This is a genomic window from Prevotella sp. AM23-5, from assembly GCF_003473645.1.
GTDB lineage: Bacteria > Bacteroidota > Bacteroidia > Bacteroidales > Bacteroidaceae > Prevotella > Prevotella copri_A.
On record NZ_QUCG01000083.1, the window covers coordinates 1 to 12,277 of the forward strand.

11 protein-coding genes and 2 pseudogenes are annotated in these 12,277 nt (G+C 42.4%); 6 read left to right on the plus strand and 7 right to left on the minus strand.

What is annotated here, in order from left to right:
* Positions 1 to 122: 122 nt before the first annotated feature.
* Positions 123 to 479, minus strand: coding sequence for a P-II family nitrogen regulator (locus DW657_RS14815; protein WP_006849503.1), 357 nt, complete (start codon positions 477 to 479; stop codon positions 123 to 125).
* Between the two features lie 455 nt (positions 480 to 934).
* Here DW657_RS14815 and dapF point away from each other — a divergent pair, with 455 nt between their 5' ends.
* The 3 genes from dapF to DW657_RS14830 all read left to right on the plus strand — a co-directional run bounded on the left by dapF (position 935) and on the right by DW657_RS14830 (position 5,321).
* Entirely contained in the window at positions 935 to 1,774 is an 840-nt protein-coding gene (gene dapF / locus DW657_RS14820; RefSeq protein ID WP_118313224.1) for a diaminopimelate epimerase, read from the plus strand.
* A 62-nt stretch (positions 1,775 to 1,836) separates the two neighbouring features.
* Complete coding sequence (locus DW657_RS14825) at positions 1,837 to 3,069, plus strand: LL-diaminopimelate aminotransferase (protein ID WP_118313225.1); 1,233 nt, start codon at positions 1,837 to 1,839, stop codon at positions 3,067 to 3,069.
* A 62-nt stretch (positions 3,070 to 3,131) separates the two neighbouring features.
* Entirely contained in the window at positions 3,132 to 5,321 is a 2,190-nt protein-coding gene (locus tag DW657_RS14830; protein ID WP_006849499.1) for a glutamine synthetase III, read from the plus strand.
* A gap of 561 nt (positions 5,322 to 5,882) precedes the next feature.
* Here the strand turns inward: DW657_RS14830 and DW657_RS14835 are convergent.
* The 6 genes and pseudogenes from DW657_RS14835 to DW657_RS14860 all read right to left on the minus strand — a co-directional run.
* Positions 5,883 to 6,818: a phage/plasmid replication protein gene (locus tag DW657_RS14835; protein WP_118313226.1), complete on the minus strand. Its 936-nt coding sequence runs from the start codon at positions 6,816 to 6,818 to the stop codon at positions 5,883 to 5,885.
* Positions 6,819 to 6,862: 44 nt separating this feature from the next.
* Positions 6,863 to 7,411, minus strand: a complete 549-nt coding sequence (locus DW657_RS14840; protein ID WP_118313227.1) for a hypothetical protein — start codon at positions 7,409 to 7,411, stop codon at positions 6,863 to 6,865.
* Entirely contained in the window at positions 7,408 to 7,698 is a 291-nt protein-coding gene (locus DW657_RS14845) for an AlpA family transcriptional regulator (protein ID WP_118313228.1), read from the minus strand. The genes DW657_RS14840 and DW657_RS14845 overlap by 4 nt, the downstream gene beginning before the upstream one ends.
* A gap of 204 nt (positions 7,699 to 7,902) precedes the next feature.
* The gene (locus DW657_RS14850) at positions 7,903 to 8,646 is read right to left on the minus strand and encodes a hypothetical protein (protein ID WP_118313229.1); all 744 of its coding nucleotides are present in this window, start codon (positions 8,644 to 8,646) and stop codon (positions 7,903 to 7,905) included.
* 96 nt (positions 8,647 to 8,742) lie between these two features.
* Positions 8,743 to 9,138 (minus strand): hypothetical protein, encoded by a 396-nt coding sequence (locus DW657_RS14855; RefSeq protein WP_118313230.1) that lies wholly within the window; start codon positions 9,136 to 9,138, stop codon positions 8,743 to 8,745.
* 12 nt (positions 9,139 to 9,150) lie between these two features.
* Positions 9,151 to 9,318 (minus strand): annotated as a pseudogene (locus tag DW657_RS14860) (tyrosine-type recombinase/integrase); the annotation flags it as partial.
* A gap of 290 nt (positions 9,319 to 9,608) precedes the next feature.
* On the opposite strand from DW657_RS14860, the gene DW657_RS14865 reads away from it, so the two are divergent.
* The 3 genes and pseudogenes from DW657_RS14865 to DW657_RS14875 all read left to right on the plus strand — a co-directional run.
* The gene (locus tag DW657_RS14865) at positions 9,609 to 10,838 is read left to right on the plus strand and encodes a site-specific integrase (protein WP_118313232.1); all 1,230 of its coding nucleotides are present in this window, start codon (positions 9,609 to 9,611) and stop codon (positions 10,836 to 10,838) included.
* A gap of 31 nt (positions 10,839 to 10,869) precedes the next feature.
* Positions 10,870 to 12,093, plus strand: coding sequence for a site-specific integrase (locus tag DW657_RS14870; RefSeq protein ID WP_118313233.1), 1,224 nt, complete (start codon positions 10,870 to 10,872; stop codon positions 12,091 to 12,093).
* Positions 12,090 to 12,277, plus strand: a pseudogene (locus DW657_RS14875) (hypothetical protein); the annotation flags it as partial. The gene DW657_RS14870 and the pseudogene DW657_RS14875, both read left to right, overlap by 4 nt.

The following is a 12,277-nucleotide window of genomic DNA, read 5'->3' on the forward strand; positions in this document are numbered from 1 at the left end:
TTATCTCAAATTTTAACGAACTATTGTAAATTAGAATACAATATTATAATATAGTCTCTCAAATATGACCTTCAATACTAATCATAAAGTTCAATGTTCAAACCTCAAAGTTCAAAGTATCTCTACTCCTCTTTCTCAGCATTATACAATGCTATGTCACCTCGTTCGCCGGTTCTAATTCTGACGGTATCCAGTACAGGAATCACGAAGATTCGCCCATCTCCCACTTCGCCAGTCTGTGCAGCTCCCTGGATGGCAGCGATGGTTGGCTCCACATTCTTATCACGAACCACAATATTCAAAAGTACGCGTTCGATGCTGCTGGTATCGTACATCACACCACGATAAATGCGAGCCTGGCGCATCTTTCCCTCACCTCTTACATTATAATAAGAGAACCACTCGATGTCGGCAGCCAAAAGTGCCTTCTTGACATCCTCGAATCTAGACTTGCGGATAATTGCCTCAATCTTCTTCATAATCCTTTAATAATTAATAATGTGTTACTACTTTTATTGATTGTCTCTATTGAAAACGGACCATCTTTGATTGTCACTCAAATCAAGTCATCCTTTACATTATGTTCGTTTTCGGCTGCAAAATTAATACATTTTATCAGCATTTTAAAGTAATTAAAAACATTTCGTTGCTACTCTTTCACGATTATTTTAAATTTATCCAGTCATATCGCATTCTCCTTACAAATTGTAAGCATTCAAGCTTTTCTTCGTTACAATTTGAAAGAAGACTAAATTTTATTATTATTTCCTGTATATATTTTCTTGTCTATTCCAACAAAAAGTCGTACCTTTGCAACCGAAATCAAACAAATAGTCATCGAAAACATTCGAAAGGCTATCAAAAAGTCAAGCCTCACAAGAGGCAAGACGTGAGAGATAAAAGAAGAGTATTCAAACTTAAAGGACAACGCAATATGAAAGAAACAGTTCATTTCACCAAGATGCATGGGGCGGGCAATGACTACATCTATGTAGATACCCAGCTGTACAACATCCCAGACCCCGAAAAGGCAGCCATAGCTTGGAGTGCTTATCATACAGGCATCGGAAGCGACGGACTGGTTCTCATCGGAAAGCCACAGGATGGCAGAAGAGCCGACTATTCGATGCGCATCTTCAATGCCGATGGTTCAGAAGCGATGATGTGCGGCAATGCAAGCCGATGCATCGGAAAGTATCTTTATGAAAAAGGATTGACCCGAAAAGAAACCATCCGACTGGAGACGCTATCGGGCATCAAGATATTGAAATTGCATCTTCAGGATAACAAGAAAGTTGTGGATTCAGTAACAGTGGATATGCTGAAACCGAGACTGGAAAATCCACAGCAATTCAAAGGTCCTTCGGTACTCGAAGCCGATGGCAGAATCTTCGAAGGTACCTATGTCTGTATGGGTAATCCGCATTTCGTAACCTTTGTGGATGATATCGACACCATCGACATCGCCCACTATGGCAAGATTCTAGAAAGAGACGAAGCCTTTCCTCAACGATGCAACATTGAGTTCGCACAAATTACAGACACTGACATTATAAGGACACGAGTTTGGGAAAGGGGAAGCGGTATCACGATGGCTTGTGGTACAGGAGCTTGTGCCACAGCTGTAGCCGCAGCCCTGACCAAGCGTGCCGGTAGAAAGAGCTGTATCGTAATGGATGGCGGAACGCTGGAAATAGAATACAGCGAGGCAGACGACCATGTCTATATGACGGGACCTGCCGCCTTCGTCTTCGAAGGAGAAATTGAATTATAAATTAAGAGCAAACTTAAATAACAAAGGTTGATAAAAAGACCGCAATAAAGGAGAACAAAAATATGGCATTAGTTAATGAACATTTCCTGAAGTTGGCTAGCAATTACTTGTTTGCCGACATCGCAAAGAAGGTAAACGCTTACAAGATTGCCCACCCGAAGCAACGAGTTATCAGTCTGGGCATCGGTGATATAACCCAGCCCCTCTGCCCTGCCGTCATCGAGGCGATGCACAAGGCAGTGGATGAGATGGCCGTACAGGCTTCCTTCCGAGGCTACGGTCCGGAACGAGGCTACGACTTCCTCCGTGAGGCTATCATCAAGAACGACTTCCTGCCACGTGGCATTCATCTTGACGCCAACGAGGTATTCGTAAACGATGGAGCCAAGAGTGATACAGGAAATATCCAGGAGATTTTGAGATGGGATAACAACATCGGCGTCACCGACCCGATTTATCCGGTTTATATAGACTCTAACGTGATGATAGGTAGAGCCGGAGTCTTTGAGAACGGCAAGTGGAGTAACGTAACCTACATGCCTTGCGATGAGAGCGATGACTTCATCCCTCAGATTCCAGACCACCGTGTGGACATGATTTATCTCTGTTATCCAAACAACCCTACGGGTACGGTTATCTCGAAAGAAGAACTCAGAAAATGGGTAAACTACGCTATCAAGAACGAGAGCATCATCCTATATGATGCTGCCTACGAGGCATACATCACCGACCCGGAAATTCCTCATTCTATCTACGAGATTCGTGGAGCCAGAAAGGTGGCCATCGAATTCCACAGTTATTCAAAGACTGCCGGATTCACCGGTGTACGCTGCGGATACACCATCGTTCCTAAAGAGTTGAAGGCCAAGACTTTGACTGGTGAGGAAGTGGCATTGAACCCAATATGGGATCGCCGCCAGTGCACCAAATTCAATGGTACCAGCTATATCAGCCAGCGTGCTGCCGAAGCCATCTACACCCCTGAGGGTAAGGAACAGGTAAAGGCAACCATCAATTACTATATGGAGAACGCCCACTTTATGAGAGTGGAACTTCAGAAACTCGGACTGAGAGTATATGGTGGCGAGAATGCTCCATATCTCTGGGTGAAAACTCCTAACGATACACCAAGCTGGAAGTTCTTCGAGGAAATGCTCTATGGCGCAAGCGTAGTCTGCACCCCAGGTGTCGGTTTCGGTCCATCGGGCGAAGGCTACATCCGTCTTACCGCCTTCGGTGAGCACGAAGACTGCAAGGAGGCTATGGAGAGAATCGCCAAATGGCTGGGAAAATAAAACTTCCACAGATAATACGAATTAAAAATATAGAATATCAGAAAATTTAAATTATATAAGGTATGAGCAACTTAAGATTTGAAGCTGTTTCAGAGGCTTCCAAGAGAAAGCCTGTTGAGGTAACCGCTCCTAGCGAGCGACCAAGTGAATTCTTCGGAAAGAAGGTATTCAACCGACAGAAGATGTACAAGTATCTCCCTGCAGATGTCTATGAGAAACTGGTAGATGTCATCGACAACGGAGCTCGTCTCGACCGTAACATCGCCAACGCCGTAGCCAAAGGCATCAAGCAGTGGGCTGACGAGAATGGCGTAACCCACTACACCCACTGGTTCCAGCCACTGACAGAAGGTACTGCCGAGAAGCACGATGCCTTCATCGAGCATGACGGCAAGGGTGGTATGATCGAGGAATTTTCAGGCAAGTTGCTCGTTCAGCAGGAGCCTGATGCTTCTTCATTCCCTTCTGGCGGTATCCGCTCTACCTTCGAGGCTCGCGGTTATTCTGCATGGGATCCAACATCGCCTGTATTCATCATCGATGATACACTCTGTATCCCTACCGTCTTCATCTCTTATACAGGTGAGGCTCTCGACTATAAAGCTCCATTACTCCGTTCATTGCACGCTGTAAACGTAGCAGCAACAGAGGTTTGCCACTACTTCAACCCTGATGTAAAGAAAGTTATTTCCAATCTCGGTTGGGAGCAGGAGTACTTCCTGGTAGATGAAAGCTTGTATGCTGCACGTCCTGACCTGATGTTGACAGGCCGCACCCTGATGGGTCATGATTCAGCCAAGAACCAGCAGATGGACGACCACTACTTCGGCGCCATCCCTGAGCGTGTTCAGGCATTCATGAAGGATTTGGAAATCCAGGCTCTTGAGCTCGGTATTCCTTGCAAGACCCGCCACAACGAGGTAGCACCAAACCAGTTTGAGTTGGCACCTATCTTCGAGGAGACCAACCTTGCCGTTGACCACAACATGCTCCTGATGAGCTTGATGAAGAAGGTAGCTCGCCATCATGGTTTCCGCGTACTTCTCCATGAGAAGCCATTCGCAGGCATCAACGGTTCCGGTAAGCACAACAACTGGAGTCTCGCTACAGATACAGGCATTCTGCTCCATGGTCCTGGCAAGACACCTGAGGATAACCTCCGCTTCGTAGTCTTCATCACAGAGACTTTGATGGGTGTATATAAGCACAATGGCTTGCTCAAGGCTTCTATCATGAGCGCTACCAATGCTCATCGTCTAGGCGCCAACGAGGCACCTCCAGCAATCATCTCTTCATTCCTCGGCAAGCAGTTGACCGACCTTCTCGAGCACATTGAGAAAGCCGACAAGAAGGATCTCTTCACCGTGGCTGGCAAGCAGGGCATGAAGTTGGATATCCCTGAGATTCCTGAGTTGATGATTGATAACACCGACCGTAACCGTACTTCTCCATTCGCCTTCACCGGTAACCGTTTCGAATTCCGTGCCGTAGGTTCTGAGGCTAACTGTGCATCTGCAATGATCGTATTGAACACCGCTGTAGCCGAGGCTTTGACCGACTTCAAGAAGCGTGTGGATGAGTTGATTGCCAAGGGTGAGGATAAGACATCTGCCATCATCGATATCGTTCGTCAGGATTTGAAGACCTGCAAGCCTATCCGTTTCGACGGCAATGGTTACTCAGATGAATGGGTAGAGGAAGCTGCCAAGCGTGGTCTGGACTGCGAGAAGAGCTGTCCAAAGATTTTCGAGCGTTATCTCGACCCTGCGTCTATCAAGATGTTCGAGGATATGGGTGTCATGAAGAAGAACGAGTTGGAAGCTCGTAACGAGGTGAAATGGGAGACCTACACCAAGAAGATTCAGATTGAGGCTCGTGTGATGGGCGACTTGAGCATGAACCACATCATCCCTGTGGCTACTCACTATCAGAGTCAGTTGGCTAAGAATGTAGAAAACATGATTGACATCTTCGGTGACGAGGAAGGCAAGAAGTTGACTGCCCGCAACATCAATATCATCAAGAAGATTGCCGAGCGCACTCAGATTATCGAGACCGGTGTTGAGGAGTTGGTTAATGCCCGCAAGGTTGCCAACAAGATTGAGAATGAGCACGATAAGGCTATTGCTTATCATGATACAGTAGCTCCAAAGATGGAGGAGATCCGTTATCAGATTGACAAGTTGGAGTTGACTGTAGCCGATGAGCTCTGGACATTGCCTAAGTATCGTGAGCTTCTCTTCATCAGATAACAAGCAATTTTCTGGTTTAATTATAAGTTATATTTTCGTTTAAGAAAAAGAAAACGCAAAAGCTCTAAAAGAGCTACTCTTCATCAGATATAACAAAGAACGATCAATCTATTTCTTTTATTGGTTGTTTAAGTTTGCAGGCTGCATCATTGTGAAATGGTGTAGCCTTTTTATTATCAGATAGTTACACAAAGCAAAGCCACATTCAAAACAGCATCAGCAAAGCATTGAGTACCTAAAGTAGTACCTAAACTGCATAAAAAACCCCACCTTATAGCAAGATGGGTTAAATAACATTGCAGTGCAAATGCACTATCAGTGGGGTTTCTGGTGCAAAGGTAGCAAAATAATCTGGAAAGCAAAGAAATTTAATGTTAAAAACATAGAAAGCATTACAAGAAAATAATATCCTGTAAATTTCCACCATTACTATTCATTGCCAAATCAGCACCTAAAATCATTTTAATCTTGCAATAATAAAAAATATTTTTCACTCTTGCTTGGGCTGTATATATATAAATTTCCTACAGAAAAATAACAGGTAGATAACCCAAAGCAAAATTATCTATAAAACCTAACAGCCTCAACAACTTTTTTATTGAGTTCTGCTATTGCTTCATTTTCTACAACTAAGCCATCTTTTAAGGCACAGGCATCCTTTACAGCTTGCCTTAAATCATAGGCTTGTTTTTTGTTTAGCTTACCTTGTTGCTGTGCTTCTGCTATCTGGTTCATCATAGCATTCAAACCACCTACATTTTCAACCAAAGCAAGCACACCCATCCTATTCAAATCTTTCTTATTTCTCATTACTTCAAAATTTAATTGAACATCATTAATTTTCTGGATAGATGTATAGGCATCCCTCCATCTGTTTAGCAAATCAATATAGAAAGCCTCATCATAAAGCATAGACGCTCTAACCTCTGCTACTCCCAGATGTTTTGCAATTCTTCTTTCATACCTTTGCTCATATCTTAAAACATTTCTGTTTTCAAAGAGTTCTGGTAATGGTTCTTTCTTATCTCTCTGCTCCCTTGCCTTATCATAAAAGCACAGCCCACAATCTTGCTTTCTATAATATAGGCTATTGGGTTCTTCTAGTCTAGCTGCATTCTTCATTGCCCCCAGATGGTTCATATAAACCTTTGGGGGATGCTGCATAATGAAATTCTGACTAACATCTATTCTTGTTATCAAAGCCTTGCCTATAGGCAGATGCAACAAGTCAGACAATTTTTCAACAGCTCTTTCTGTGTCCTTTCTCCCCATAGTCTGCAAATTATCCCCCAAATACCATTTACACAAGCTACCATCTTTAATTTTAATCTGGTACTCATTGCAAGATACTTTAAGGTTATCCAAACAGCCTGTAATCACAATACCATTGTTATAATGATGCTCAGAAATATCAGTGATATAACAGGGCACTTCACTAAGGAAATCTGCCCCATTATAATCACTTCTAGTTAATTTAAAATTGATACTATCAAACATAGGCGGTTACTAAAAATAGAACTATAAACACCTTACTATACAACTTAGCCATTTTCAGCCTCAGCAGATGCAGATAAAGGGGTTACTAAATCTGTTACCGCTTTACTTCTCATTGCATCAATTTCATCATCTAAGCCACCATCACAAAGCAAGTTATATAGGGCTTGACAATTTTTACTTTGTCCTCTGCAAATAAACATTTCCAATACCCCACCTTTGTTTATTCTACCATCAGTAACTCCAAAGGCATCATCAAAAATAAACAATATTGCATCTGTTGTACCCTGCACATCACCAAAGGCATAAGACAAAGTCACATCTGGAACATAAACACTACTAAGGTTCTTACTACCTATTGAAACAGACTTATCAGCCTTTCTTCTAGCATCATTACCAAATTTTTCTGGAACATTACCATAATAGCAAGTCAAAGCCCCAACAAAGTTTGCATCTTTCTTTGCAGTTTGCTTATTACCTCTAGTTTTTCTCTTTTCCTCAAACTCTGGATAGCTTTTTGTTGAGGCTACACAATCCATTCTAGATGCAGAAAGCAAAGCTGTTTTCTCAAACTTATAATAATCTGTGATTATCATACCTTACCCCCTTTCTGCATCAAGTATTTAGATGCAACCTGTTCAGCCTCAGCAATAGAGTTCACCCTATTCTGTTTCATCCATCCTTCAACCTCTTGGCGGTCAAAATAAATCAGCTTGCCATTTGGTTTATAATAGGGTATTTCCTTTCTACAGGTCAGTTTGTAAATGTAGCTTTTAGAAAGCCCTGTTAATGCTATCACATCATCAATACTTAATACATTCTTTGCAGCCAACAAACTAAATTTTTTAATATCTGCCAACTGCTTCATAATAATCTCTTCCATATTAATAATTTTAGAAGAAATACAGGTGGGGGGTGTCCTGTCTGGTCGGCACACCTTAACCCCACACAACCAACAGAAAACAGCAAACCCAGACGGAAAGCCTATACTGTTGTTTTGATGGTGCAAAGGTACAACAAAAAGGCAAATAAAAATGGTGATATATGGTGCATCACATAGTGCACACTATATCACCATCACATAAAACTAACCTAAAATCCTATCTATATCATCAAAACCTTTTGGCGGGTTCTTATTAACCAAATGAATACTGCTCCTTGTCTTTCCTAACCTATCCTCACCAAACATTTTGTTTAGTTTGGTTTCTGGGAAATCATCTTTTAAGCTGCTGCAAAATATCTTCTCCATTGTATATGCTAAAAGTGCCTTACTCTTGTGCCATTTATATCTACAATCATCCCCTACCTTGTGCATATAGTCTGCATCTATCAACTTTGCAAAGCATTCTTTCTGGTAATCTGTTAGGTTTTTATCATCACCTATTCTTTGCTGTTCCTTTAGATAAATTGTACCATCTTTCAATTTTACCATTTCCCCTTTTCTCAGATGTTTACAAAGCCAATATATTATGCTGTTTCTCCACTGCTCATAAATATCAGTTATTTCTTCATAGTCTTCCCCTAATTGTTCTGGCTCAAATTTCACACATTTATCCATACAATTATATTCATACAGACTGCAAGCCCTTTTTATCCACTTCTCTAAGATAGGTCTAAAATCTGGTAACTCCAACCAATCATTAATGAAGCTATCCAAATAACCCTCTTTATCCTCTATCTTATCCAAATCACCTACAATCTCTTTTGCTGTGCTGAGGCTGTTTGCATCCACACCCCCAAATTCTTCAAAAGCTGCCCTTAAAATTGTACCAACTCTTTCTAGATTTCTCATAACCTTTTCAAAGGTTCTTCTTTCTTCAACTGCTTCCATACACTAAAAAATGAAAAAAATTTTGTTTGTGGGTTAAATAATATAGAAAAAATACTAAAATGGGGGGGGTGGGGGGTAATCACCCCCATCCTCCACTTAGTCTATATCAAAGTAAGGAGAAAACTTATTATTCAGAAATACCTTGCAAGCCTCAACAATAACATCAGTTCCCTTTGTGTTCTGGCTCATTCTACCATACAAAATAACCCAATCATACAAAGGCACATCTGGATAGTTTGCCTGTATCTCCTGTGTATAAGCCAACTTTGCAGCATCCCAAACCTTGCTATCTAAGCCCTCACATCTATAATACAATTCAGCTAGTTCTTCACTATAGTGACAACCTACTAACTCACTATAAGCCACTTTAATGGTTGCAAACATACAGGTATCTTTCATACCTGTTTTCATACCATCAATTAAAATATTCACTACATTCTTAACCACCTGTATATCATCACAGGCATCCACTACTTTCAAAAAATCTTTCATATCTTTAGCTAATTAAAAAACACTATCCATTAAATTCACAGCCTCAGCTTTCTTCTTACTAACAACTTCTGCATAAATCTGTGTTGTTCTTAAATTTTTGTGCCCCAACAACTTACTAGTAGTATAGATGTCTGCACCCAAAGTTAGCAAAGTTGTAGCAAATGTATGTCTAGCCGTGTGCACAATTTAAGCAAAAGCAACGGAAAGTGAAGAGGAGAGAAATGAACTGCAAGTGGTTGAGAATGAGCAATATTTCATAATTCTGCCAATTGTCTGCAAAGCAAAGCCGAGCAGGATATTGAGTTATTTCAGTTACCAAACCGTTAGCGGTCAGTTACCGAAACCAACACTGCTAACGAGGTGAAAAACAAATAGTTTGTCACCAGTGTTTGTTGCACTGTTCTGCACAACTTTCAATGCCGGAGAATGCTTACTGATTGATTATTTTTGCAAACTAAAAAAGTAAGCAGATGAAAGTTGAAAAATTCAAGGTGCTGCTCTACCTTAAAAAGAGCGGATTGGACAAGAACGGTAAGGCTCCCATCATGGGACGCATCACCCTCAACCGAACAATGGCGCAGTTCGGTTGCAAGTTGTCATGTACGCCAAAGTTATGGAATCCACGTGAGAGCAGACTTGACGGCAAGAGCAAGGAGGCTGTGGAAGTGAACGCCAAGATTGACAAGCTGTTGCTGGCAATAAACTCAGCCTACGAGTCACTTGTGGAGCGCAAGACGGATTTTGACGCAAAGGCGATAAAGGATCTGTTTCAATGCAGTGCAGACACTCAGATGACCTTGTTGACGCAGCTTGACGCCATCATTGCGGACATTGAGTCAAGAATCGGCATCGACTACAAGAAAGGCACGCTGCCAAACTACCAGTACACTCGCCTGACATTGGGATTGTTCGTCAAGAAGCGTTATGGAACTGACGATGTGGCATTCGGTGAGCTTGACGAGCAGTTTATCCGTGAGTACATGGACTTTTGCTTGGACGAGAGAGGTCTTGCACTTGATACAGTCCGCCACTATCTCGCCATATTGAAGAAGACCTGCCGAATAGCTTTCAAGGCAGGACACTCCGAGCGTTATCATTTCATGCACTTCAAGCTACCTCAAAAGAAAGAGAATCCACCAAAGGCATTGACACGTGAGGACTTCTTGAAAATTCGTGACCTCGAAATACCAGAGCGAAGAAAATCGTTGGCTTTGACCCGTGACCTTTTTCTTTTCGCCTGCTATACAGGCACGGCTTATGCCGATACGGTTTCCATCACGGAAGAAAACCTCTTTCGTAATGAGGAGGGCAGCCTTTGGCTGAAATACCATAGAAAGAAGAACAAGATGCTTGCACGTGTGAAGTTACTGCCAGAGGCGCTTGCCATGTTGGAGAAATACAAAGACCCGACAAGACCTACTCTTTTACCGCCACAGGAATTTCGAGTGCTGAGAGGTAACATGAAAAGTCTCCGAGTACTATCTGGCATAAGTATGGATTTGGTCTATCATGTTGGACGGCACAGTTTCGCATCGCTCGTTACGCTCGAAGAAGGTGTTCCGATAGAGACTATCAGCAGAATGCTTGGTCACAACAACATTCAGACCACGCAAATCTATGCACGTGTCACCCCGAAAAAGCTATTTGAGGATATGGACAAGTTCATCGAAGCTAACAAGGACTTCAAGTTTGTCCTGTAATATTATCACAAAATAAGAAAGGAACATAACAATGAGAAGTACATACAAGCAGTTTTATTATATCAACCGTGGCAGAGTAAAGGCAGACGGAACCACATCTATATTTTGCCGTATCACGATTGACGGCAAAGTGTCAGCCATAGCAACAGGTCTTTACTGTGCTCCCGAAGAATGGGACACGAAAAAAGGTGAAGCCAAGAATGCAAGAGTGAACGGACTACTGCAAGCGTTCAGACAAAGAATTGACGAAGCCTACGAGCAGGCAACAAAGGAAAAGGGCATCGTTACCGCCGAGATTCTGAAGAATGTTATTGTTGATGCAAATACTATCCCGATGACATTGCTTGCCACTGGCGAGGAGGAGCGTGAACGCCTTAGGCTGCGCTCTATCCGTATTAACTCAACATCTTCTTATCGCCAATCTAAGACATCGCAGCTAAACTTGCGAGAGTTCATCGGGTTACGAGGAATGAATGACATTGCATTTGAAGATTTGACTGAGGAATTTGGCAAATCTTATAAGTTGTTCTTGATTGGCAAAGGGTATAGTGCATCCAATACGAACCATAATCTTTGTTGGCTGCAACGCTTGGTTTATATCGCTGTTGACAGAGGTCTGCTGAAATTCAATCCATTGGAAGATGTCGGATATGAAAAGAAAGGCTTACCAAAGCGTAGACATATATCCAGAAATGACTTGCTGCTCATTATGGAGACTCCTATGGAGGATAAGGCTTTGGAGTTGGCACGCAGAATGTTTGTTTTCTCCAGCCTTACAGGTTTGGCTTATGTCGATTTACGTAACCTGTATCCACACCATATCGGGATGACGGCAGACGGTAGAAAATACATCCGTGAGAAAAGAGCAAAGACCAACAACGAAGCGTTCATTCCCTTGCATCCGATAGCTGAACAAATAATGTCGCTATACAATACAGCGGATGATAGCAAACCTGTTTTCCCTCTTTCTTCACGTGATTCCATGTGGTTTGAATTTCATTCACTCGGTGTGGCTTTGGGTATCAATGAGAACCTTACCGCACACGTTGCAAGACATACATTCGGAGTAAACATGGTTACTTCGGACATATCAATGGAAAGCATCGCCAAGATGATGGGGCATTCCAACCTGCGAAGCACCCAGGTCTATGCCGTCATCACCGATGACAAGATATCCAAGGACATGGACAAGCTGATGCAGCGCAGAGAAACAAAAGAAACTGACCAGAATAAAAATAAGGAGGACGGGAAATGAACAGAGGGATAATAACTATCAGCGAGAGCGGAACGGTATCCATGCCGACCGATACTGTATGGATGACCATGCAGGAGATTGCCGACATGTATAATGTATTCGGCTACTATGTGCGCAAGGCTGTCAAGGCTGTATTCAAGGACGGCATTCTGAAAGAGCAGGGTGTACGCCGTCATGTCAGGAA